This is a genomic window from Streptomyces sp. NPDC097107 (genome assembly GCF_044762405.1).
GTDB classification, from domain to species: domain Bacteria; phylum Actinomycetota; class Actinomycetes; order Streptomycetales; family Streptomycetaceae; genus Streptomyces; species Streptomyces thinghirensis.
In genome coordinates this window covers 526,559-550,635 of sequence record NZ_JBIWEF010000005.1, presented here as the reverse complement: position 1 = coordinate 550,635, position 24,077 = coordinate 526,559, and the positions used below count along the sequence as shown (strand labels likewise).

Here is a 24,077-nt window from a genome sequence, read left to right as displayed (position 1 = left end):
TGTTCCTCTCATGAGAACCACCCGACCCTCCGTCATCGACTTCCGCATCCCCGGGGAACCTCGGAGTCGAGCTCAGCGGCGGTCGAAGTCGGGGATGATGTGGTCGAGGCAGCGTTCGACTAACGCCGCGATGGTCAGTGCCGGGTTAACGGCAGCGGCGGAGCCCGGCAGGAGAGCGCCGTCCAGGCAGTACAGCCCCACGTATCCGTGCAGCCTTCCGTCAAGATCGGTGCTTGTGCCCAGCGCGACTCCACCCACCGGGTGCGCGACGACGGGGTGGCTCGGGCGCGGGGCCGTCACCTTGCTGCCTGGCGGGAGGTGATGTGTCACTCGGCGCACGATGTCGTTCACCGCGCGACGCGGGGTCGCGTCGTTGTCGGCGGTCCACCGCAGTTTGGTGCGGCCGTCACCGGTCACCATCCACTGTCCGAAGCGGTCGGAAATACCCATGCCGAGGCAGACCAGGAGACCTGAGCCGACAGGAAGGGGCATGGGGGCGTGCATGACGGCGGCGGTGCCCTCGGCGTTGCGCACGAGCATGGCAGCAGGTCCGCCCTGTGAAGCGCCGATCGGCAGAGATGACGTTCTGATGAGGGTCATCTGGTCTCCGTTGGACCCCCAACCGTGGCCGATGGACTCGTGCAGCCGGGACAGCGTTCCGGTTTCCCGTGCGGTCAACAGCATCCGTGGGGTGTGAGCTCCAGCCGCCAGCACCAGTTTGTCGCAGATGAAGGCCACCCTCTCCCGTACTGAACCGTGCTCGTCCAGCCTCTCGGCGAGGACGCGGTAGTTGCCTTCGGTGTCCTGGGACAGGTCGGTCACGCGGTGCAGAGGCCGTACCGAGGTCTTTTGGGTGGCTTCGGCGCGGCGCAGGTACGTGCGGTCCGCGCTCATCTTCGCACCGCTGTTGCAGCCGGTGAAGTGGTACTGGCCTTTGATAGCCGCAGGTTTGCGAGTGCGGTTGAGTTCTGCCCGGACGATGTCGAAGTCGTAGTTGCCCACAATGCTTTCGGTCGGCAGACCGGACTTCCTCGCGGCCACGTCCCAGAGGAGGTTAGACCGGTACGGGTGGCGTAGGAGCAGGTTCGAGGGGAACGGCGCCGCCACCAGTCGTTCGCGGGCGCGCGGGTAGTAGATCCGGTCAAGTTCGTCGTAGTCCAGCTCCGGAGGGAACAACTGCTGGAAGGGTTCCCGGCGTGGCTGGGCCAGCACGCCTCCGTAAACCAGGGTCCCGCCGCCGACACCCGCACCGTTGATGAGCACCACACCGTCCTGGACGTCTACCTCCAGCAGTCCAGTAGATCGGGGCAGTGCCAGCGAGAGCGCCCGTCGGAGAGCGGACAGCAGTGGGTTGCCGGTGGCAGCCGGGGAGGTGGAGTCGCGGTCCAGCCATATCAGTCGGGGGTCGGCGGAGGGAAAGCACGGGAAGGTGTCGCCGGCGGGCGTGACGGGCCAGCGCCGACCGCGCTCGAGGACGACGTTGCCAATGCCTGCCTCAGCGAACCGGAAGGCCGCGATGCTGCCCCCGACCCCCGACCCGATGATGACCACCCGGTGCCGTTCCTCCCGGTCCGCGCGCGACTGTCCCACGAGCACCGGGCCGGTGTGCGTGAGAGGGTCCGCCTGCCGGTCTCCCTCGGGCGGGCAGGCTTCCTGGGGGTCAGTAGGGCGGCCCCTCCGCCCGACTCCCTCTTTCGTCGTGTCACCGTCGCCAGTCACGCGCGTTCCTCGGTCAGCTCGCTGTCATCCGACCGCGCGTTGGTCAGGTCGTCGCGCACGAAGGGTCCAAGCGCGTCCATGAACTCCTGATGACTGTCCAGGTAGGAGAGGTGCCCGGCTCCCGTCAGCAGTACGAAACGCCCGGACGGCAGTCGGCGGGCCGCCGCCCAGCCCTGCCACGCCGGGAACAGTTGGTCGGTGCCGCCCCAGATGACCAGGGCCGGCACAGTGATCTCCCACAAGCGGTCAGTCACGATGACGCTTTCGCGTTGCCCGGTGAGACTGCCGCACTCCCGGAACACCTCCAGCGATACCCGCAACGCCGTTCTTGACTGGGCCAGTTGGTGCTGGGCCGCCCACACTGGACCAGGGATGCGCCAGGATTGCCGCAGCAGGACATTGCTGGCGAGGGCGAATACGGTCGGAACGCCGGGCAGGGAGACAGCGGCGGACAACGCGTCGGCCGCACGCGCAGGCAGCAGGGACAGTGCGATCGCAGCCGGGTGCGCCGCTCTGCCGAGGCCGCCGGCGTCGACCAGCACCAGCCGGCTGACGGCGTCCGCCCGTTGCAGAGCCAGTTCGGCCACCACGAGACCACCGTAGGAGTGGCCCAACGCGACCACGGAGTCAACGGCCAGAACGTCTAGGAAGTCAGCCACGAAGGACGCCATCATCGCGGGACGCACACTCTGTCCCGGACTGGTGCCGCCCATCCCGGGCAACGACAGGACGATGACCCGATGTGTCCGGGCGAGTTCCGTCATGACCCGGAACCAGGTTTTGGGGTCGGCGCCGGCCCCGGGCAGCACGAGGACGGGTGCGCCCTCCCCCGCTTCGTAGTACAGCGTCGACAGTCCGTTCACCTGCACACGCTGTTCGGCTGGTGAGTGGTGGCTCATGCTTGCTCCTTGTCGCGGTGTGAACGTGCGATCCGGCCGACGGAGGAACGGGGTCACTGCGAAGGCCCCTCAGCGAAAGGCGAGCTCGTCCGCCACGCAGTCACGTCCGGCGAGCCACAGCCCGAGTGCTTCCCTGGTGCCGTGGATCTCGGGGGCAGGCAGGGCGAGGGGCCGTCCGATCGAGGGATGGCCGTCGGTGGGGACCAGCCGGTACCGCAGAATCCGCAGGTTGGTGCTCATGCTCAGCATCGCCCCGTCCCAGAGGATGGCGGTCGACGCGGAAGCGGGGACGTCCCGTCGCAGTCCCAGCCCGCGCACGATGTCCTGATGGTGGATGGAGAGATCGCCAAGGGTGATCGAGGCGCCCAACCGGCTGGTCAGGGAGGGGCGGTCCGCCCAGGCGCGGCCCAGCGTCATCATGCGGCTGCGCGGCAGCCGACGCGCTCGCCGCACCTGCGCCCGGTTGGCCCTGTGCGGGAACACTCCGTAGGGGAGGTAGGAGACGACGGGATGGTCCACGGCGAGGAGGTGCGCGAGAATGTCCCGCGGGGACCATTCGCTGCACAGCGTGTGACCGGACTCGAACGCCTGGTCGGAGAGCCCGTCCAGCGTGTCCAGCAGCCGGCGTCTTTCCTCACGCAGTTGCCGCTCCAGGGGTATCCGCACTGCCTCGGCCTCCTGCCGGTCGGTAGTCAGGTCGGTGGTCGGTGGGTTTGCTTTCACAGCACGGGGCGGCCAATGTCCCCGGGTCTCGCCGCCGTCGCCGTGGACGGCCGGACGCGGGGCGGTCAGATGCCCGCCAGGTCGTTCAGGCTCTGTTCCAGGCAGTGGTGGAAGAAGTCGGTGTCAGGAACCGCAGCGGGGTCGAGGTTGGTCCCGACCGTGCAGGTGCCCTCGTGCGAGAGCAACGTCATGTTGGCCGCGGCAGCGCCGCGGGGGGCCCAGGCCACGGCGTTCACCACTCGGGCGCCCGCTGCGTACGTGTCGCGGGAGAACCCGGGAACGCTGGTCACCACGAGGTCGACGGCGCTGCGCAGCATGGGGGGGACGAGCCACTGGTGGATCGGTCCTGGCACCCACGAGCCCAGGTCGGCCAGGGTGGTGTAGACATCCCTGACCACCACGTCGCGAGCCTCGGTGATCGCGGCATGGACCCGCGCCATCCGGGCGAGCGCCGACATGTCGCCGATGGGTCCGGCTATCCGTACCGAGGCGATGATGTTCCCCGCACCGGTCTCGGACGGTTCTCGGATGTTCACCGGCACCAGCGTCGGCAGACTTCTGCGAAACACCCCGTGGTGTTCGTGATAGCGGCCGAACGCTTCCAATACCGCCGCCACGTAAGCGGACGTAACGGACACGCCGGCGGCCTTGCCTACGGCCTTCAGGTCCGCCAGCGGAACGGTCACCATGCCGATGCGACTCGCTGAACTGCGATCCCGCAGGAGCGGCGAGGAAGCGATCGGCTGGAACACCTGGGCGCCGAATCGGCCGAGAAGGCGGCTGCGCTCACCCGCCCGGCCTGGCGAGCTCAGCATGAGGCCGGCTCCCCGCACCGCCGCCCTTATGCCGTCGACGACCCCACGGGCCGCCCAGGACAGCGAAGGTTGTGGCGGGGCAACTGTTCGTCCGTCCGATGGTGGGACAGGGTCGGGAAGGCCGGCCGTGACGGAGTCGGGCAAAAGCCTGTTCATGGCCGCGACAATGGTGACCGCGTCACCGATGCTGTGGTGCCATTTGAGGATGATCGCGGCCCGGCCCCGCTCGTAGCCCTCGACCAGGGTGGCCTCCCACGGAGGGTGCAACAGGTCGAAGTCCGTGCTGTTGCGCCACTCGACCAGGTCGAGCAACTCGCGCTGCCCTGCCGGATCGGGCAGACGCATTCTGTGGACGTGCCTGGCGAGGCGGAAGTCGGGGTCCGCGATCCACGCCGGGGTCCCGGCTCGCGCGGGCGTGTCGACGACCCGATGGGTCAGGCGGGGAAGTTTTGCCAGAATCCACTTACAGCCTTCCAGGAAGGATTCCCAGTCCGGTTCCTGATCGAGGTACCAGAGCCAGGTGACGTGGGAGCGCGTCAGCGGGTTCGCATTCATCCTCCAGAAGAGGGTGTCCGTGCCGTTCATGGGGCCGGGCGAGGCCCACCCGCCGACTGGCTGGGAGCGGTTCGCAGCCTCGGGCGTGATGTCGCGCATGTGAAGCTCCTTGGTGGGGCGGGTCACGACAGGCCCACCAGTTGTTCGGACCGCTCCCAGATCGCGCGCTGGAGGCCGGGCCGGAACCGGTGCGGGGCAGGAGGCAGCAGGGCGGCTCCCAAAGTGGTGGAGTAGAAACCGCCGTTGCGACAGGCGTACCGTGCGTCGCACGCCAGCTTCAGGGCGCACTCGGCCCCTTCCTGAGAATTTCGGACGAGCGGGGTGCGCTCCACGAGGGAGAACAGGCGGGAGCCCATCGGTATGTTCTTGACGAGTCCGGTGGAGACCAGCCCTGGACAGAACGCGTTGGCCGTGATGCCGCGCCCAGTCCACCTGCGTGCGATCTCCTGGGTGACGAGTACGTTGAGCAGTTTGGAGCGGGCGTAGACGGACAGGGATCCGACCGGACCGTAGGATCCGGGGGCGGCGAACGTGTCCGGATCGATGCGCAGCACACTGCGGTGGGATTCGGAGGCCACCATCACGATCCGTGAGGGCGAACTCCGCTCCAGCAGATCCGCCAGCAGGTAAGTGAGCAGGAACGGACCCAGGTGGTTGGTGGCGATCATCCGGTCGAAGCCGTCGGCGCTGACCACCGGGTGCAGATCATGAGTACCCGCGTTGTTGACCAGGACGTCCAGGCGAGGAAGCTGCTCGTTCAGTTCTACGGCGACCCTGCGCACGTCCGCCAGTACGGAGAGGTCCGCGAGGAACATACGAACGTCCGCGCCGGGCCGCTCGGCTTCCAGTTCGGCCAGGGTCGTCTCCCCCCGCTCCCGGTCGCGGCACACGAATGCCAGGCGTGCGCCCCTTTTGACGAGTCCGCGGGCGACCTCCTTTCCGATGCCCGAGGTCGCGCCTGTGACCACGCACGTCATGTCACTCACGGTCCTTGTCCCATCGTTCACGAGACGGCGGGCATCTGCCCCGACCGCGCGTAGGCACCGCCCCTCATCCACCGGTCCACTCATGTCGTGAGGTCCACGAGATGCACGCCGGAAAGTTCCAGCAGGACTCGGCCCTCGGGTGTCACGGCTCGGTGGATGCCGCCCGCATCGACGGACACGACCAGCGTGTGCCCGTGACGGAGCAGCAGGTCATGGTCGTTCGCCCCCTGCGTATACAGGTCGACGCGCGCCACCGAGCGCGGCACGAAGATGGGTTGGTGGTGTTCCTCGGGGGGGCGCAGAGCGGACGTCCGCAGTGCGGCGCACATGAGGAGAGCCGGTGTGGTCAGAGTGCGAAGTCCGGGATGTCCCGCGATCGTCGGTGTCCAGGTGCCCTGCGCGAAACCGTCCCGCACGGAGCAGCGCGAGAGGTTTGCGAACGGGCCGCTCAAGGAGACCAGGGCCCGCGGCGCGACATAGACATCCCGCGCCGGCACGCCAAGGGGCCCGGCGGGCGGCTGCCACCGTGGGGGAGACGCGGGCGGTGTGCGTGTCACCAGCACCTCTGCCTGGAAGTGACGGAGTGTTCCCCGGCGCATGAGGCCGTCCGGGCCGACCGTATCGGAGTGGATACTCACCGCGATCGACGCCGGGACGCCGTCGCGTGCGTCGTGGCCGGGCGTCACATGCGCCTTGATCCGCAGCGGGGCTGGTATGCGGCGGCTGAACGGGCGGATGAAGGTGTCGAAGCGGGCGTCGCGGAATCCGACAGTGCATGCCCCCGGCACCAGGGCCTCCGCCGCTTGGGCGGCAAGGTCCAGGATGAACGTCGCCGGGACGGTCGCTTCGCAGCTGACCAGATGATCGTGGAGGTGTGTTTCCCCCACCGGCGTCATCGAATGGGCCCATTCCCCCTGGCCGCGCTGAGCTTTCAACCTGCCGCGCCATGACGGGCGTAGTCGGCTCCCGGGCCTGGAGGCCGACTCATCGTGGACGAGGCGGGGGAAGTGGCGCCGCAGCCGGTCGCGCTCCGCTTGCCCCAGGTAGGTGGCGCTGCCCCCGGTTCGCGGGGCGTACGCGAGCTCCTCGAGGAATTGGGCGGTACCTTCTGCGGTCGAGATGGGAGTGAACTGGCCCTGCCGCGCGACGTGTTCCTGGAAGAGCGCATCCGCGCCCATACCGGTCTGGCGCCACATGGTGAAACCGACGGTGATTTCCCTGAAACCCGTGGTGGTCTCGGCGGCGGCGTCCAGATAGGCGTTGCCCGAGGCGTAGTCCGTGTCACCGGGCGCCCCCGCTGCCCCCGAGTAGGACCCGATGTTGCACCACAGGGACAGTTGGTGTCCGCTCAGCGCGGACTTGAGGTGCAGCCGTCCGAGAACCTTGGTGTCACGCGCGGCGCGAAACCCTTCCAGGTCTTTGTTCTCCAGTGCGGTCGAGGCCACCTGCCCCGCCGCGTGGATGACGAAGTCGACCCGCCCCTCATGTCGCAGCACTTGGCCGACGGCCTCTTGGACGGCCTCCTCGTTGCGGATGTCACAGGCGATGTACCGCACGCGCTGTTCGCCGAATCGGTCCCGCAGTGCCTGCACGGCCAGGTGTACCTTGCGTTGTCTCAGTAGGGTGTCCGCTCGCGCCACCACCGCCTGCGGTGACAGGTTGGGCCGGTCCGTGCGGATGCGGCGCATCAGGTCCGCGCGCGCTTGCCGCGGCTGGCTGTCGTCGGTCCCGGCCAGTTCGGGGGGCATTGTCGCCGGCGTTCGCCCGAGGAGCCACAGGGAGGGGCGGGCGTGGTCGGCCAGGGCTTCAAGCAGGGCTTGGACGATGTCCCCCGCACCGCCTGTGATCACCCCGACGGAGTCGCTGGTCAAGGGCAATGCGGAGGGCGAAAACGGCTCGGTCAGCGGTGCCGGCCGCAGCGCCTCGACCCAGCGCCGTCCCTGCAGATGGAAGATGACCGGCGGGGGCAGGGGGCGGGCGGTGCGTTCTCGTGCAGCGCGGGCGAGCAGCCCCGGCGTGACGGGCTCGTCGCTGGTGAGGGTGAAGGCGACCGTGTCGGGGCGTTCCCAGCGCAGGCTTTTTACGAAGCCGTCGAAGAGGGTGACGACGGGGTGAACGGGAGAGTCGCCCGGTGCGTTTCCCATCAGGACGACCAGTGATCCTTCCGGCTTCCGCCGGGACATGAGGCGCTGGGTGACGAGGAAGACGACGTCATGAAGGGCGAGGGCGCGTGGCATGCCGATGGCGCTCAGGTCACCGATCACTGTCAGGTGCGGTGAGGCCGTGTCAACGGCGTCCAGCATGTTCTGCATCGACTCCGCGGACAACGGCGCGGCGCCCTCTGCGGGCAGTTCCAGAACGAGGGAGTCGCTTTCGCCGATGTCGCCGCGAACCAGGTCGCCTGCCTGTGGGGACGCCAGCAGTACCACGCCGCGGCGGAGCAGCGTCGGTGACGACCCGGTGGAGTGCTCCGCGGTGTGCGGCGCGGGCTCGGCCACCAGCTCACGCTTGTAGCGGCGCGTCAGGCGCTCGTCCGGCTGACGCTCCGGTTCTGCGGGAGCTGTCGATCGGGCGGGGGTGATGAGGAGTGCTGCGCCGTGATGGTGAGCAGCCAGCCTGACGGGCGAAGTACCGCACTCCACAGCGCGCAGGATCGCAAGGGCGTGCTCACCCGCCAGGTAACTGCGCTCGGGATGCGATGCGGGCGTCGGCTCCGAGTCGCCGATGGCCAAGGACAGCGTGGCGAGAACAGGCAGTTCGCGCTGCCGAGCCGTGGCGGTGGTGGTCACTGCGAGGAGGAAGGCGCCTTCTCCCGAGGCCATGGGCCCGAGTCCCGCCAGCACGGCGTTCTCGGGTGTCCCGTTGCCGTTGACCGCGAGGACCAGGGCCAAGTCGAGCTCACCGGTCTTGAGATACCGGTGAGCTACCCGCAGGGCCGTGAGCGTGCCGTCCCTGCCGGAGTCGACGGCCATGGTCGGACCGTGCAGGTCGTAACGGGCCGCGATGCGGGAGGCGATGACATTCGGCAGCACTCCGGCCTGGGAGTCCTCCGTCGTCGCGGGGTGACGCTGCCGGATCTTCTCCAGTTGCCGGGCGGTGTGGACGAACGCCGGGTCGCTTTCCTGCCGGTCGACGAAGTGGCCGGCGTCGTGGGCGTAGCAGCGTACGGCTGTCGCGAGCAGCCCGCTGGGCATACCGGTGTGCGCGGCGATCACCCCGGTCGTCTCGCGCGCATCCGCCCAGAGTTCACCGTGTTCGGCGGCGAAGCGGGCCGCGACCTGCAATGCCATGAGCTGGCAGGGATCGACGACCGGAATCGTACGGCTGGACATCCGTACGTCGCTGGGGGAGGGCGCGGGGTAGGGCCGGGTGAACCAGGGCGCCGGAGCGGGAGCCGCCCCCCGAAGCCAATCGCGTACCGAAGCGGTGGGCGGCTCGCCAGGCAGGTGGGCCGACCACGCGACCAGCGCCAGTTCCTCTGAGTCCGCCAGGGCAGGTGGACCGGAGCGGCGGCCCGCGATGTCGACGGGGTCGCTCACCAACAGGTGGGCGTTGGCTCCGCCGAAGCCGAAAGCGGATACCCCGACAGTTCGGGGCCCATCCTGTCGCAGCTCGAAGCGTACGGCCTTGCCCGGGACACGGATATTCGCCTCGCTGGGTCGGCTGCCGGGCTCCTCGGTGCCGAGCTGCGCCGGTATCCAGCTATTGCGCAGGGCCAAAAGAGCGTGCATGAGGGAAAGGACGCCAGCAGTCCAACCGGTGTGCCCGAACATAGGTTTGTTGCTGCTGCACAACTGGCCGGCGGCGGGCCCGAGCGCCGCGATGACCTCCGACTCCACGCCGTCCCCCGCGGGCGTGCCGGTCCCGTGGGCGACGACCCAGTCGATTTGTTCGGCCGTGACACCGTTGACCGCGCGAGCCCGCTCGATGGATCGCCGCTGGCCCCCGGAATTGGGGGCGGAGATGGACTTCCCGCGGCCGTCCGCGGCACCGCCGAATCCGAGGAGCACGCCGAGCACGGCGTCACCGTCCTGCCTCGCTCGCCGCAGGGTCTTCAGGGCCACGAGCCCAGCACCGTCGCTGAACAAGGTGCCGTCGGACACCCCGGTGAAGGCCCGGACACGTCCGCGTGGGGAGAGACCGCTGAGTTTGGCGAACATGACCGCCATCGTTGGATCGACGACGTTGACCCCGCCGCAGTAGGCGATCTCGCACTCGCCGGAGAGCAAGGACTTGCTGCCGAGATCGACGGCGTAGAGCGAGGAGGCGCAGGCCGTGTCGATCACCATGGACTCGGCCACGCGTTCGGGAAGCCCCTCGAAAGCATGGCGCACGACGGCATCGGGGGTGGCCGCCTGCTCGACGGGCAGCGCGTGCCGGTAGTGCGAAAGCAGGGCAGCCCTGACCCGCTCGCCCTGCACCTCGTCCGGCGCCGATCGCGCCAGGGTCTCCACCAGCATCGATTCGACGAGGCTCTGGCTGCCGCCCGGCCAGGCACCGACGTAGGCGCCGCACCGGTAAGCGGGATCGATTCGGACACCCGTGCGCGCCTGGAGGAGTGAGTGCCGCAACCAGCGGGCGGCCTGGTCGCGGCTCGGCCCCCCGGCCTTCTCCTCCGCGTCCCTCAGCTCGGGATGGGGTCGAAAGCCGTGCAAGTAGCCCGCCCGCCGGGCATACGTCCGGTCCGTCTCCTGGGGATCCTGTGCCCAAAAATGATCCAGCTCGAAGCGGTCGCCTGGCTCGCTGAAGACGTCACGCGATCCGTTGACCGTTCGCCACAGTTCCCCCGGGCTGCCGGCCCCGGGCACCGCGACGCCCATGCCCACGACGGCGATCAGCTGATCGGCTCCGTCCGGGGTGCTCATCGCAGCTGCTCCTCCACCAGTGCGGCGATCTTGTCCAACGTGGTCGCCCGGGCCCTGTGCTCCGGGGGCGGTTCACCGATTCCGTACTGCCGCCGCACCCGTTGGAACAGGGCGAGTTGTTTCATCGAGTCCACTCCGAGGTCGGCTTCGATGTCTATGTCCGCGGTGAGCATCTCCACGGGGAAACCGAGCTCTTCGGCGTACATCTCGGCCAGCTCCCTGACCACCTTCTCCCGGTCGGGCAGCGGCTCCTTCTCCGGCTCGGGCTGGGCCGCCTTGTCCTGGTCCGCTGGTGTCTTTGCGGCGGCGTCCGTACCGCGGTCCTCCCTCACCGGCGGAGCCCAGTCGACAAAGAATCCCGCCTCGGTGACGGAGCTCTTCACGCGAGCCATGTCGCCGCGGCTGGGAAGGAGGGGTATCGCGAGCGCGGAGGGGGGCAGCGACGACTTGACGATACCGGTCAGCGCCTGGCGGGCACCGGCCTCGACGAAGGTGGTGGTTCCCGCCCGGAACAGGGACAGCAGTCCGTCGTAGAAACGTACCGGCGCCACCATGTTCCGCTCTATCACGTCGCGGGCGTCCTGCGCGGTGCGCACATGCCGCCCCAGCACCGGGGAGAAGACCGGTGTACGGGGCTCGGTCAGTCTCACGTCGGCAGTCGAGCGGCGGAAGATGTCACCGGCGCCGTGCAGGAGGGGGTTGTGAAAGGCGTATCCGGCACGCAGCCGGGTGGCGCGTAATCCCAGACCCACCGCCAGCTCCTCCACCCTGCCCAGTGAGGGCAGCGGTCCCGAGACGACTGTCTGCCCCGGCCCGTTGTCGATCGCCAGGTGGAGGTTCGGATCGTCGAGTAGGCCCACGATATGGCGGGCACGCCACGCTGGAACGCCGAGTGCGACCAAGCCCCCGTCCCCGGGGTTCGCTCGGTGGAAGGCATCCGTGCGGCTGCACGCCATGCGGGCGACGTCGGCGACGGAGACGGCGCCGGCGGCGGAAAGCGCAGCGAACTCCCCGAAACTGTGACCGACCAGGACATCCGCTCGCAGACCTAGCCCCAGGAGGATCTCGTAGGCGGCAGCGTTGATGGCGTAGATCGCCAGATCGAGCCTATCGGCGCTCTGCTCCAGGAGATCTTCCAGCGGGGGCGCGTCCAGATCCAGGAGAAGGGGTGAAATGGGCTCGTGCCCGTGTTCGCCCGCTACCTTGTCGACAGTTTCAAGGACTTCCATGGCCCCCGGGAAATGCGACGCACGTTCGGCCAGCACCCCTGGAAGATAGGCTCCCTGGCCGGGGAAAAGCACCGCGATGCGTGAAGTCATGACAACGCCCTTTCTTGGACTGGACGGAGCATACGGTTGGTCATTTCCGACGAAGTGACGTGTTGACCGCCCGCGGAGCGGATCCACGAAGACGCGCTCGACGGCCCGAATGGTACGAAGCCCTCGCTGAGACGGAGGCATGCCGCGGAGGCGGCGCACCAGAACCACGGTGGACAACTCGGCGGCCATCCGTACCGTGAGCATCGGGCGGATCTCCTCCGCCGGCTGCCGCCGAACGCCCCCGCCACTTGTCACGAGGTCCTGCCGCTCACGGCCTCGCCCTCGCTCTTGGTCACGACCCGATGAGAGGACGTACGGCCTACCCCTCTTCGGCCGACGCCGGGCCCTGGTCTGCATAGAAGGACTTCGCGACGGCGATGGCGTTAAGGGTTCTGGGGAATCCCGCGTACGCACTGAGGTGGACGAACGCTTCGACGACCACAGCTGGGGAGATGCCCAGTCGGTGCGCGATTCCCAAGTGGAGCAGCAGTTCCTTCTCGGTGTCGCCGATGGCGGCGAGGGCCGTCAGCGTCACTAGCTCACGGTCGCGGGGACTCAGTCCGGGACGGCGGTATAACTCACCGAACACGGTCTCGATGACCAAGTGTCCGCAACCGTTACCGAACGGCTCCACTTCGTCCAGAAATCTCCGAACGGCTGCCTCGCCGGCGAGCTGGTTGGCGGTTTCCAATCCACGAATGTAATCCTCGTCACGACATCCGATCCCTGCTTTTTCCGCTTCCATCGACTGCCTCGCTTCCCGAACGATTCGATTACTGGGGCAGGTTGTCGTGGCGGAATCCCGGAGTCCGGCGCCGCATCTTACCGAGAACGGCCGCGACAACGACGCGCGTCTCCTCCGGCTGGATGATTGCGTCAACAGCGAGACTCTCCGCAGCGCGCTGCGGGTTCATCACCGTGCGCCGGTACTCATCGATCAGTTCATCATGCCTGTTCGGCTGTTCGTTCAGTTCGCGCCGGTGAATGATCGCCACGGCACCTTCTGCCCCCATCACTGCTATCTGCGCGATGGACCATGAGAATACGTGGTCGGCACCCAGCGACTTGGAATTCATGGCGATGTAGGCCCCGCCGAACGCCTTGCGCAGGATGACCGTGATGCGCGGCACGGTGGCCTCGGAGAAGGCGTACAACAGTTTCGCTCCACGGCGGATTATTCCTTCGCTCTCCTGTTCCCGTCCGGGGAGGAAGCCGGGAGTATCGACCAGAACGACCAGCGGCAGCCCGAAGGCGTCACACATTCTTATGAAGCGGCTGCCTTTGTCACCGGCCCGCGCGTCGAGCACGCCACCGAGTCGTAGCGGCTGGTTGGCCACGATGCCGACCGGTTCGCCCTCGATACGACCGAAGCCGATGACAAGATTAGGAGCAAAATGCGGTTGCAATTCCAGAAACGACTCGGCGTCGACGACCCCGTTCACCACACCCCGCACGTCGTAGACCTTGCGCTGGTCGGCCGGAACCGAGGCCATGCGCTGCGCGTCCTTCGGCGGAGCCGACGGCGGTTCATGCCAAGAGGAGTCGGGTAGGTACGACAGCACACGGCGTGCCAGACCGATCGCCCCCGCCTCGTCCTCAGCCACCAGATGCGCCAGACCCGAGTGGTAACTGTGCATCCGCGCCCCACCGATTTCCTCGGCAGACAAGTCCTCACCGGTGACCGCCCTGACCACCGCCGGGCCGGTCAGAAACATCTGCCCCCGGCCCCGCCGCATGATGATGATGTCGGTGAGAGCCGGCGAGTACACGGCACCCCCGGCACAGGGCCCAAGGATCACACTGATCTGCGGTATGCGCCCGGACGCCAGAACGTTCTGCCGGAAGATGCCGCCGTACCCGTCCAATGCGTCGACGCCCTCCTGGATCCGGGCGCCTGCAGAGTCGATGAGGCCGATCACAGGGCTGCGGCTGCGCAGGGCCTGCTGTTGGATCTGCTGAATCTTCAGCGCATGGATCTCACCCAGCGAACCACCCAGTGAAGAGCTGTCCTGGGCGAACACGAAAGCAGGCCGACCGTCCACCGAAGCCGACCCCGTGACGACTCCGTCCCCCTCCGGTCGATCGCGCAGCCCACTGAAAGGCCTGGCACGGGCAGCCCTACCGAACTCCGATAAACTACCCGGGTCGACCAGCCTGCTGAGTCGCTCGTATGGAGAATGAGCCTGGGGGCGGAAAAGTCCCGGTGAAACGCCGACCATTCGATCTCCTCACTCACACCTCTTGAACAACGATCCGTCTCCGACAAGCACAGCCTCTCGCCGGATCCTTCAACGCCGAAGAAATGGGCAGTCAACGGGAAGAGTTCCGCATGGTGCTTGTGTAATCCAGAGGAGACGCAGCCCACGTAGGGATTCATATTTCCCTAGCGGATCTTCCCACTCAGTGAATTGATCAAAACCGATCACGATTAGCAGGCTACCTCTCCACTTCTGATCTAAAAAGACACTCTAGGTAGAATGGCGGAAAACGGCACCACCCCTCGTGGCGGGTTCGTCTCACTGATCCCTGGGACATCAGCACCCCTCTGCTGTAACAGAAACAGCGAGAACTTGAGAGGACGTTCCGCTTGAAGACATGACAGTTCATGGACTATTTCAAGTTATGGGTGTTTCGCCCGGTTGCTCGTTTCGCGAGGTTGGAGATCATCGCGAGGCGGATCATGCTTTCGGAGTGGGCTGGTTTGGTCTCGTAGTCCCGGGCGAGGCGGCAATGCATCATGATTCAACCGAACCAATGGTCCTGAACGAGTTCGGCGAGTTGTGCCGGGCTGGCCTGCTCGGGCGGCAGGCTGGTGACCGCGTAGACGGTCTTCGTCTCGACCTTGCCGGTCATGCGCTGGGTGCGGCGGCGCTTGATCTCCATGGCCTGGACGGCATGCGGGAGGAGCAGGCCGCTCTGGACGGTGCAGACTTTCAGACGGCGGACCTCGCGGCGGCCGTGCCCGGCGCCGGTGGTGCGGGCTTGCAGCGGGATGTCCCGCCAGGGCAGGCGCCGCAGTTGCTTGCGCAGCTTCTCCTGGTTGCCTTTGACGACCAGGAGGTAGTGGCCGCCGGCGGTGATGACGTGCTCGGCGTGGGCGCGCTGGGTGTGCATCGCATCGGCGGTGACGACGACGCCGCGCAGAGCGACCGGTCCAGCAATAGGGCCGGCGGCGTGCCGGGCGAGTCAGGCACCCACGGTGTCGTCCAGGTAGGTGCCGAGGTCGTCGGCCTCGACGACTCCGGGGACGGAGCCGCCTGACGTCAGCGGGGTCACGTATCGAACAGCAGTCACGTCGCGCAGCACACCGGCCAGGGTAAGCCAGGCCGCTGACACTCACGCCCTGAGCAGGGGGTTGGGCAGCGGCCGGTAACGGGCGTCGGCGCCGTCCGCGCCCGTCCAGCGCAGCAGGAGGTTGGTCTTGCCGGGGAGGGTGGGCGAGGCGAGGAGGGCCGGGATCTCGGGCAGGTCGTGGTGGCCGGCCAGGGCACGGCGGGCGGCGGGCCACGGGTCGAGGCCGGGGTGGTGGCCGGCCAGGGCGGCGGCGATCTCGCAGAGGTGGTTGACGACCAGGCAGTACACCAGCCGTTCCCAGCCGGCCGCCCGGGCGGTGTCCGGCAGCAGCTTGACGCCCTCGGCGTCCCGGAACAGGGCCTGTACCGGTGTGCCGCCCGCGTCCACGGCGACCAGCGTGTTCTGCAGGTGCGCCTCCAGGACGACGCCGTCGTCGGCGAAGGCGGTGAGCACGGGTGGGACGACGGCGGCCAGGTAGGCCTCCCACCAGGCCGCCGGGTCCGCGGCGCCCGCCAGCGGGCTGCCCGGGAAGCCCTCGACGAGTGCGGCGGCGAGGAGCGGGGTCGCGCCGGGCAGGACGCGGTCCCGCAGTCCGTCGCGGACCACGACGGCCAGTTCCTCGAAGGCGAAGTCCGCGGTGCGGTAGCCGCGGTCGCCTAGCCAGGCCGCCGGGGACCCGATGGCGGCGAAGGCCTCGGTGACCGCCGTGTCGGTGCGGCGCAGCCTCATCAGGTCGTGGCGCCACAGGCGGCGGATGTCGTTGGTGATGCGCACGTCGAGGCTGAACTTCAGGAACAGGTCGCGCCCCGGCAGGTACTCGGGGGCGTACACCGTGCGGATCGCGGCCGTCGGCCAGGTGGGGAAGCCGGTCGTGCCCAGCCGGACGAGGCGGCCGTCGGCGAGGGCCGGGGCCAGGGCGGTTCCGGCCAGGTCGAGCTGCCAGGGGTGGGCCGGGAGCAGCCGGTAGCCGGCCGGGGCCTCACCCAGCGCGTCCAGGGCGGCCGTGTCGCCCTCGTCGACGACCGTGTCCTCGCGCACGCCGAGCAGCGGCAGTGTGAAACGGGCGTGCGCCTCGGGCGCGTACGGCAGCCAGCCCGCGTGCGGGCCGCCGCCGCGCGCCTTGGGGGCGGGGTGGTGGGTGTGGCCGGTGAGCAGGGACTGCTCGGAGCGGAGATACGGGTCCTCGGGCGGGGTCGCCCGCGCGCGTGCCGTCAGCAGCGCGGCCACCGCGTCCCGGCTGTCGATCATCTCGGTGGGCAGTTCGTGGTTGGGCAGACCCGTGTGCCGGCGCAGCTCCTCCGCGACGAGTTTCACCAGCTCGGTGTGGCCGACGCGGTGCCAGCCGTCCGCCGCGCGCACCTCCGGCTCCGCGGGGCGCCGGCCTCCGCGTACGCGCAGCAGTCTGCCGCCGGGCAGCCGGTACACCGGCCGGGTGCCGGGGCCCGGCAGCGGTTCGGCGACCTCGCGCAGCAGGCAGTTCAGCAGCGGCACCGCCGCATGGGCGTCGGCGCGTTCCGCGACGTCGTCCGGGGAGGCGGCGTCGGCGCCGGTGGGCGGGGGCAGGAGATCCACGCGTTCCACTCGTTCCCTACGGTCTGTCCATGGCGGAGATGGCGGGGACGATCAGTATGTCTGTCGTCGCCCCCGTGCCGTGACGTCCTACTCGTACCCGAGGAGCCCGCCCGTGCATCGTCCCCCCAGCGCAGAGGCCGAGGTCGCCGACGAGCTGGCGGCCGTCCGCCCCGGTCTGGTCGCCCGGTTCACGGCCAGGCTGCCCGGCGCCCGCGCGGCCGTGCTGTCCCGGCTGTGGCGGGCGTTCGCCCATGAGCCCCTGCCGTGGATCGCCGGCCGGGAGCCCGCCGGGGAGGGACTGGTGCTGCGCCTTCGGGACGGCCGCCGGCTGGCCGGTCCGGCCGCCGACCCCTACCGCACGGACGACTACGTCCGCGTCGTACGGCTCGACGAAGTCCCGTACGACGATCCGGCACGGCTGATGACGGACCTCGCCGTGCCGCACTCCGGGAAGCTCGCCGCCGAACTCGGGCACGGCGTCGCGTCGTTGGCGCTGTCGCGGGCGGGACGGGAGAATCACCCGGACGAGTGGCCGGACAGTGACTGGGCCTGGGAACAGCGGGTGGTCGACGGGCATCCGTACCACCCCGGCTGCCGTTCCCGACCCGGCTTCTCGGTGGCGGAGCAACTCGCGTACGCGCCCGAGCACGGGCCGGTGGTGGGGCTGGGGCTGATGCCGGTTCCGGCGGCCGAGTGCCTGATGACGGGCGAGTGGCCGTGGGAACTGCGCGACGGGGCGGATGTACTGCTGCCGGTGCATCCGTGGCAGGCCGCGCACGTGCTCAAGCGAGCGTGCGACGATCAGCTCGCCGCCCACCCGCTGATGTCCCTGCGCACGCTCGCCGTGCCCGGCGGACCGCACGTCAAGACCGCGCTGAGCACCCGGCTGACGTCCTCCGTACGGGACATCTCGATCGCCTCGATCGCCGCGTCGGCGACCCTGTCGACGTTCGGTGAGGATCTGGCGGGCCGCACGGACGGTCTGCTGCACGTGACCCGCACGCTGGGCGCGGCCACCGCCCACTCCCCCGACCTGGCCGCCGTGCTGCGCGAGTCGCCGCAGGCGTACGCGGCCCCGGGCGAGTACGTCGTACCGGTGGCCGCGCTGGCGACCACCGAGCTGCCCCGCTCCCCGGCGTGGCTGGCCTCCTTCGCACGTCTCGCGCTCACCGTCGGACTGCGCGCGCTGGAACTGGGCGTGGCCCTGGAGGCACACGGCCAGAACCTCCTCGTCGTGCTGTCCCCGGCGGGCGATCCGCTGCGCCTGGTCTACCGCGACCTGGCCGACATCCGCGTCAGCCCGGCCCGCCTCGCACGGCACGGCGTCGACGCCCCGGACCTGCCCGCCCGGATGCTCACCGACGACCCGCCGGTGCTGCGCCGCAAGCTGTTCGGCTCGTTGGTGGGAGGGGCCCTGGCGGCGACGGCGGGCTCGGGTGCGGCGCTGCGGGACGCGATGGAGGCGGCCGTGGGCGAACTGCCGCGCACGGCGGACGTCGTGCCGCTGTGCGGGGAGCCGTTGCCGGTGAAGGCACTGACACTGATGCGTACTTCGTCGGGCAGTGCGGGGGATTTGTGGGCGGAGTTGCCCAATCCACTGCACTGGAGATGAAGTCGGGGCGTCGCCGCGGTCTCGTTTTGGAACCCGGCACCACCGATCATTAAGATCCGCCGATGATCACAAGAACACGGCTGGCGGCGGGTGCCTGTGCCCTGCTCGCCGCGCTGACGGCCGGGATCGCCTTCCCGGCCGGAGCGGCCGCCGGTGAACCCACGGGCGAGGACGCGCCGAAGGTCGACCTGGTGCTCGACGTCAGCGGTTCGATGCGGACGCGGGACATCGACGGCGGTACCCGGATGGCCGCGGCGAAGCAGGCGTTCAACGAGGTGCTCGACGCGACGCCCGAGGAGGTGCGGCTCGGGATCCGGACCCTGGGCGCCGACTATCCGGGCGACGACCGCAAGACCGGCTGCGAGGACACCGCGCAGCTCTACCCGGTCGGCCCGCTGGACCGCACCGAGGCCAAGACGGCGGTGGCGACGCTTGCGCCCACCGGCTGGACGCCGATCGGCCCCGCGCTGCTCCAGGCGGCCGACGACCTCGACGGCGGCGACGGTTCCAAGCGCATCGTGCTGATCAGTGACGGCGAGGACACCTGCGCCCCGCTCGACCCGTGCGAGGTGGCCCGCGAGATCGCCGCCAAGGGCATCGGGCTGACCATCGACACGCTGGGTCTGGTCCCCAACGCCAAGATGCGGCAGCAGCTCAGCTGCATCGCCGAGGCGACCGGCGGGACGTACACCTCGGTCGAGCACACCGACGAACTCACCGACAAGGTCAACCAGTTGGTCGACCGCGCGGCCGACCCGGTGGTGACTCCGGTCGCCACCGAGGGCGCGGATTCGTGCGCGAAGGCGCCGACGCTGAAGTCGGGGTTGTACACCGACCGCGAGGAGTTCGGCCGGCAGCGCTGGTACCGGGTGGACGTGGAGCCGGGCCAGGAGCTGCGCGCCTCGGTGAGCGTGGGTGCCGACCGCACGGTGAATCCCTCCTACGGGGTGCTGCTGCGGGCGGTGACGGTGCACGGCCGGGAGATCGTGCGGGGCGAGGCGGCCGGCAACGGCCGTACCGACGTGCTCTCCACGGGGCTGCGGTATCCGAAGGCGGAGAGCGACGAGGAGGACGCCCCTGCCGAGACCGTGTGCCTCCAGGTCACCAACTCCTTCTCCGTCGCCGCCGGCGTGAAGACCACGCCCGGACTGCCGGTGGAGCTGACCGTCGACGTCGTGGACGGTCCGAGCGACGCCGGCGACGTGGCCTCCTTCGGCCTGGGGCGCGGCTGGTGGCTGCTCGGTGCGCTGATCCTGACCGGGTTCCTCGCCGGTCTGCTGTGGGGCTGGCTCTCGCGCTGGCGGTTCGCGGTCTGGAGGGCCAACTGATGCGTTTCACACGAGTGCTGGGCGCCGCGGCGCTGCTGCTCGGGCTCGCCGTGTCCCCCGCGGCGGCCGACTCCTCGCCGTCCGCGAGCCCGTCGGACGACAGTGGTGCGCCGACCGAGGCGGGCACGGCCTTCCGTACGGCGACCGAGATCGAGCAGGGGCAGCGGGCCACGGCGAACGGCTCCGCCGGTGACTACCTGTACTGGTCGTTCCCGGCCGACGCCGGGCAGCGCCCCACCGTCAAGTCCACGGTGCGGCTGCCCGAGACGCACGCCGCCGAGACCTGGCGGATCGACGTGTACGACGGTCTGCGCCGCCGCCAGGCCTGTCAGTACGGCGCGCAGTCCCGTACCGCCGCGGCGGGGACCTCGTCCGTGGAACTGGCCTGCGTGCTGCGCACGGTCCGTGCCTGGTCGGAGCCGTGGGCCGACGATCCGCTGCCGGGGACGTACTACATCCGGCTGACGGCGGTGAACCTCCCGACGCCGGACCTGGGCGTCCCGGTCTCGGCCGAGGTCCGGGTGGACTCCAAGGACATGGGCGGCGCGGCGGCGGTGGACGGTTCGCTGGCCGAGCCTCTGGTGCCGGGCGTGGCGGTGAAGTCCGGCGCGGGCGAGGACGACTCGGAACGCGGCGCCGTGCTGTCCGCGATCGAGCCCGAGGACGGCTGGTCCTCCGGATGGTGGTCCGACCGGTGGGTGTGGACCGGGATCGGCGGCGTGCTGGCCGCACTGGCGGGCATCGGCGGATACGCGCTGACCCGCGGGGCGGGACGGCCGGGGAGGGTGCCGCCGGGAGCCTGACGCTCCCCGCCAGGCCCCCAGGCCCGCCCCCGGCGGGCCTGGGCCCGGGGCCCTTGGGGTTGGGGGCCCCGGGGGCCCTTGGCCTTGAGGCCCCCGGGGGCCCTGGGCGGGCCTCGGGGGCTTGGGGCCCTGGGGCCCTGGGCGGCCTCGGAGGGCTTGGAGCCCTGGGGCATTGGGGGCTCTGGGGGCTGCTCTAGGGTGCCTGCGGGCCTTGGGGCCCTGGGCGGCCTCGGGGGGCTTGGAGCCCTGGAGCATTGGGGGCCTTGGGCCTTGGGCCTTGGGGCCTGCGGACCTTGGGGCCTTCCGCCAAATCACCCCTCGCGGAGCTCCTTGGCCGCCCTTCCGTCGCCGGTCACCGCCACGCGGCCGTTCCGCACAGCGTCCCGAAGGCCGAACTCCCCACGGCTGAGCGCGGCGCAGGTCCCGGCGTCCAGCACGAGCAGGGCGTCGGGCTCCACCGGCGCGGACCCGTCGCCGTACACGGGGTCTTCCCCGCCCCCGCCCGCATAGAGGTGGAAGTTCCCCTCCTCGAGCCGGACCTCGACCAGCCCCTCCTCCACCCCGGCCTCCCGCAGGGCCCGCCGCAGGGGGAGCGCGAACCAGTGCGCCCGCAGGGCGTCCGTCGGCCTCCGCTCCCCCAGCTCGCCGGCGCCCCACGCGCCGAGAGCCTCCAGTACCGGCAGCAACTCGCCCCCGCGTGCGGTCAGTTCGTATACGTACGCCGCTCCGGGCGGGGGCAGCCGGCGCCGGGTCGTCAGGCCGTCGCGCTCCATGTCCTTCAGCCGCGAGGCGAGTACGTCCGTGCTGACACCGGGCAGGTCGGCGTGCAGGTCGGTGTAGCGCCGCGGACCGGCCAGCAGCTCCCGGACGATCAGCAGGGTCCAGCGGTCGCCGACGGCGTCGAGCGCGCGGGCGGCGGAACAGTACTGGTCGTAGCTTCGGCGAGGTGACATGCGACGCAGTGTAGACAAGTTGTTGGACTTTCCAAGCTCCTGCTTGGTAAAACCAAGCAACACCAGATACCGGAGGGGAAGCGCCGCAATGGAGTTCCGGCAGTCGAACAAGCTCAGCGAGGTCTGTTACGAGATCCGCGGCCCGGTCATCGAGCAGGCCAACGCGCTGGAGGAGGCGGGGCACAGCGTGCTGCGCCTGAACACCGGCAACCCGGCGCTCTTCGGCTTCGAGGCGCCGGAGGAGATCCTCCAGGACATGATCCGAATGCTGCCGCGGGCGCACGGATACACCGACTCGCGCGGTGTCCTCTCCGCCCGCCGGGCCGTCGCCCAGCGCTACCAGGCCCTCGGTCTGGAGGTCGACGTGGACGACGTCTTCCTCGGCAACGGCGTCTCGGAACTGGTCTCCATGGCCGTACAGGCCCTGCTGGACGACGGCGACGAGATCCTGATCCCCGCCCCCGACTTCCCCCTCTGGACGGCGGTGACGACCCTCGCGGGCGGCAAGGCGGTCCACTACCTGTGCGACGAGCAGGCGGAGTGGTACCCGGACCTGGCCGACATGGAGTCGAAGATCACCGACCGCACCAAGGCGGTCGTCATCATCAACCCCAACAACCCCACCGGCGCCGTCTACCCGAAGGAGATCGTCGAGGGCGTCCTCGACCTCGCCCGCCGGCACGGCCTGATGGTCTTCGCCGACGAGATCTACGACCAGATCCTGTACGACGACGCCGTGCACCACTCGGCCGCCGCGCTCGCCCCCGACCTGGTGGTCCTGACCTTCTGCGGCCTGTCCAAGACCTACCGGGTGGCGGGCTTCCGCTCCGGCTGGCTGGTGGTCACGGGACCGCGGCAGCACGCGCGCGACTACCTGGAAGGCCTGACCATGCTGGCCTCCATGCGTCTGTGCGCCAACGCGCCCGCCCAGTACGCCATCCAGGCGGCGCTCGGCGGCCGCCAGTCGATCCGCGAGCTGACGGCTGTGGGCGGGCGGCTGCGCGAGCAGCGGGACGTGGCCTGGGAGAAGCTGAACGAGATCCCGGGTGTGTCGTGCGTGAAGCCGAAGGGCGCGCTGTACGCGTTCCCGCGTATCGACCCGAAGGTGCACAGGATCCACGACGACGAACGGTTCGTCCTGGACCTGCTGCTGCGGGAGAAGATCCAGGTGGTCCAGGGCACCGGCTTCAACTGGCCCTCCCCCGACCACTTCCGCATCCTGACCCTGCCCCACGCGGACGACCTGGAGGCCGCCATCGGACGGATCGGACGGTTCCTGGGCGGGTACCGGCAGTAGCCTGGGCGGCATGGGTGATCTCTTTCTGGTCCGGCACGGTGAGACCGAGTGGTCACGGTCCGGGCGGCACACCGGGCTGACGGACGTGCCGCTGACCGAGAACGGGCGGGAGCAGGCTCGGGGCCTCGTACCGCTGATCCGGTCGCATCGGATCGGGGCCGCTTTCGTCAGCCCGTTCCAGCGGGCCCGGGAGACGGCGGAGCTGATCGGGCTGCACGGGGTGCGCGTCGAACCGGATCTGCACGAGTGGGACTACGGCGGGTACGAGGGGATCACGACGGTCGAGATCCACCGGAGCCGGCCGGACTGGTTCCTGTTCACGGACGGGGTCACGGCCGGGCCGCCGGACCACCCCGGGGAGACTCCGGAGCAGGTCGGGGAGCGGGCCGACCGGGTGCTGGCCAAGGTGGAGGCCGCGTTCGCGAACACCGAGGGGTGCGTGGTGCTGGTGGCACACGGGCACTTCCTGCGGGTGCTGACCGCGCGGCACCTGGGACTTCCGGCATCGGACGGCGCCCTGTTCCAGTTGGGCACGGGGACGCTGTGCCGGCTGGGTACCGAGCACGGGCGGCCGGTGATCGCCGCGTGGAATGTCAGACCTCCGTCCTAGCCTTCTGGGGAGTCGCCGTTCTCACCGGCGGCACCGATCAGGGAGGGAGGACGCCGTGGCACTGTCGCCCACCGCCGCGCAGCGGCGTGTCATCGACGCCGCCGACCCCGCGACCGGGCGCCTGAAGGGGACGGAGGCGCAGCTCGCGGCGCTGGTGAAGCGGGGGCTCGCCTTCCGGCATCCGCGCCCGCCGCACGACCACTTCCTGACGCCGGCCGGGCATCGGATACGGGAGCCCCCCGCCGACGCCCGGACACCCACGACGACCGAGCCCGCGACGACCGAGCCCGCGGCACCGTCCGCCGCGCCGTCCGCCGGTGGGGTGTTCGCCGCGCGGGTGGGCGGGGAGGACGCCGTGCCGGGCGACGCCGTGCCGGCGCGGCTGCGTGAGGTGCGCAGCGCCTGGCAGGGGCTGCTGGAGCTGCGCCGGATGACGCGTTCCGACGGGAGCACGGACCGGCCCTGCGGGTGGGAGCGGACGCACCTCGTGCAGGCCGCCGCGCTCGCCCTGGAGGCGGCTGGACACCGTCCGGCCGGTCCGGACGGCGGTGACGGGTACCGGGTGCGCGCGACACCGCAGCCGGAGGCCGTCGCCGTGTACGGGCCCGACGGCACCGCCCTGCGGGGCTGCGGGGCGGCTCTGGAGGGCGCGGGCTGGCAGGTCGGTGAGTACACGGAGCCACGGACCAGGGTGCGTTATCTGCTGGCGTCCCCGCGCAAGGTGTGA

The 24,077-nt window shown here is 69.9% G+C and carries 18 protein-coding genes and 1 pseudogene; 6 read left to right on the top strand and 13 right to left on the bottom strand.

The window, feature by feature from the left end:
* Nucleotides 1–72 precede the first annotated feature (72 nt).
* From ACIQ1J_RS15200 to ACIQ1J_RS15145, 12 genes and pseudogenes are all read right to left on the bottom strand, one after another.
* The gene (locus tag ACIQ1J_RS15200; RefSeq protein WP_403557154.1) at nt 73–1,551 is read right to left on the bottom strand and encodes a GMC oxidoreductase; all 1,479 of its coding nucleotides are present in this window, start codon (nt 1,549–1,551) and stop codon (nt 73–75) included.
* A gap of 164 nt (nt 1,552–1,715) precedes the next feature.
* On the bottom strand, nt 1,716–2,618 hold the full coding sequence (locus ACIQ1J_RS15195; protein WP_403557153.1) for an alpha/beta fold hydrolase: 903 nt from the start codon (nt 2,616–2,618) through the stop codon (nt 1,716–1,718).
* A 69-nt stretch (nt 2,619–2,687) separates the two neighbouring features.
* The gene (locus ACIQ1J_RS15190) at nt 2,688–3,284 is read right to left on the bottom strand and encodes a maleylpyruvate isomerase N-terminal domain-containing protein (protein ID WP_403557152.1); all 597 of its coding nucleotides are present in this window, start codon (nt 3,282–3,284) and stop codon (nt 2,688–2,690) included.
* A 122-nt stretch (nt 3,285–3,406) separates the two neighbouring features.
* Nucleotides 3,407–4,810 carry a wax ester/triacylglycerol synthase domain-containing protein gene (locus ACIQ1J_RS15185; RefSeq protein WP_403557151.1) on the bottom strand — a complete coding sequence of 468 codons (1,404 nt, stop codon included), beginning with the start codon at nt 4,808–4,810 and terminating at the stop codon, nt 3,407–3,409.
* 23 nt (nt 4,811–4,833) lie between these two features.
* Complete coding sequence (locus tag ACIQ1J_RS15180) at nt 4,834–5,688, bottom strand: SDR family NAD(P)-dependent oxidoreductase (protein WP_403557202.1); 855 nt, start codon at nt 5,686–5,688, stop codon at nt 4,834–4,836.
* Between the two features lie 89 nt (nt 5,689–5,777).
* On the bottom strand, nt 5,778–10,562 hold the full coding sequence (locus tag ACIQ1J_RS15175; RefSeq protein WP_403557150.1) for an SDR family oxidoreductase: 4,785 nt from the start codon (nt 10,560–10,562) through the stop codon (nt 5,778–5,780).
* Nucleotides 10,559–11,881 (bottom strand): acyltransferase domain-containing protein, encoded by a 1,323-nt coding sequence (locus tag ACIQ1J_RS15170; RefSeq protein ID WP_403557149.1) that lies wholly within the window; start codon nt 11,879–11,881, stop codon nt 10,559–10,561. The genes ACIQ1J_RS15175 and ACIQ1J_RS15170 overlap by 4 nt, the downstream gene beginning before the upstream one ends.
* A 319-nt stretch (nt 11,882–12,200) precedes the next feature.
* A complete protein-coding gene (locus ACIQ1J_RS15165; protein ID WP_403557148.1) occupies nt 12,201–12,572 on the bottom strand; it encodes a carboxymuconolactone decarboxylase family protein in 372 nt (123 codons plus the stop codon).
* Between the two features lie 82 nt (nt 12,573–12,654).
* Nucleotides 12,655–14,100 (bottom strand): acyl-CoA carboxylase subunit beta, encoded by a 1,446-nt coding sequence (locus ACIQ1J_RS15160; protein WP_403557147.1) that lies wholly within the window; start codon nt 14,098–14,100, stop codon nt 12,655–12,657.
* A gap of 391 nt (nt 14,101–14,491) precedes the next feature.
* Nucleotides 14,492–14,623 (bottom strand): annotated as a pseudogene (locus ACIQ1J_RS15155) (IS5/IS1182 family transposase); the annotation flags it as partial.
* Nucleotides 14,624–15,025, bottom strand: a complete 402-nt coding sequence (locus ACIQ1J_RS15150; RefSeq protein ID WP_403557201.1) for an ISAs1 family transposase — start codon at nt 15,023–15,025, stop codon at nt 14,624–14,626.
* 192 nt (nt 15,026–15,217) lie between these two features.
* Nucleotides 15,218–16,756, bottom strand: a complete 1,539-nt coding sequence (locus ACIQ1J_RS15145) for an IucA/IucC family protein (protein WP_403557146.1) — start codon at nt 16,754–16,756, stop codon at nt 15,218–15,220.
* A 103-nt stretch (nt 16,757–16,859) separates the two neighbouring features.
* Between ACIQ1J_RS15145 and ACIQ1J_RS15140 the strand changes: the two genes are divergently transcribed.
* The 3 genes from ACIQ1J_RS15140 (at nt 16,860) to ACIQ1J_RS15130 (ending at nt 20,490) form a co-directional block, all read left to right on the top strand.
* A complete protein-coding gene (locus ACIQ1J_RS15140; protein WP_403557145.1) occupies nt 16,860–18,359 on the top strand; it encodes an IucA/IucC family protein in 1,500 nt (499 codons plus the stop codon).
* Between the two features lie 62 nt (nt 18,360–18,421).
* Nucleotides 18,422–19,687: a vWA domain-containing protein gene (locus ACIQ1J_RS15135; RefSeq protein WP_403557144.1), complete on the top strand. Its 1,266-nt coding sequence runs from the start codon at nt 18,422–18,424 to the stop codon at nt 19,685–19,687.
* Nucleotides 19,687–20,490, top strand: a complete 804-nt coding sequence (locus ACIQ1J_RS15130; protein ID WP_403557143.1) for a hypothetical protein — start codon at nt 19,687–19,689, stop codon at nt 20,488–20,490. Before ACIQ1J_RS15135 ends, ACIQ1J_RS15130 begins: the two co-directional genes overlap by 1 nt.
* Nucleotides 20,491–20,801: 311 nt before the next feature.
* Here the strand turns inward: ACIQ1J_RS15130 and ACIQ1J_RS15125 are convergent, their stop codons facing one another.
* Nucleotides 20,802–21,443, bottom strand: coding sequence for a winged helix-turn-helix transcriptional regulator (locus ACIQ1J_RS15125; RefSeq protein ID WP_403557142.1), 642 nt, complete (start codon nt 21,441–21,443; stop codon nt 20,802–20,804).
* Nucleotides 21,444–21,531: 88 nt separating this feature from the next.
* Between ACIQ1J_RS15125 and ACIQ1J_RS15120 the strand changes: the two genes are divergently transcribed.
* The 3 genes from ACIQ1J_RS15120 to ACIQ1J_RS15110 are packed head-to-tail and all read left to right on the top strand — an operon-like array spanning nt 21,532 to nt 24,077.
* Nucleotides 21,532–22,740, top strand: a complete 1,209-nt coding sequence (locus ACIQ1J_RS15120) for a pyridoxal phosphate-dependent aminotransferase (protein ID WP_403557141.1) — start codon at nt 21,532–21,534, stop codon at nt 22,738–22,740.
* Nucleotides 22,741–22,750: 10 nt separating this feature from the next.
* Nucleotides 22,751–23,350 (top strand): histidine phosphatase family protein, encoded by a 600-nt coding sequence (locus ACIQ1J_RS15115; protein ID WP_403557140.1) that lies wholly within the window; start codon nt 22,751–22,753, stop codon nt 23,348–23,350.
* Nucleotides 23,351–23,405: 55 nt separating this feature from the next.
* Nucleotides 23,406–24,077: a hypothetical protein gene (locus ACIQ1J_RS15110; protein WP_403557139.1), complete on the top strand. Its 672-nt coding sequence runs from the start codon at nt 23,406–23,408 to the stop codon at nt 24,075–24,077.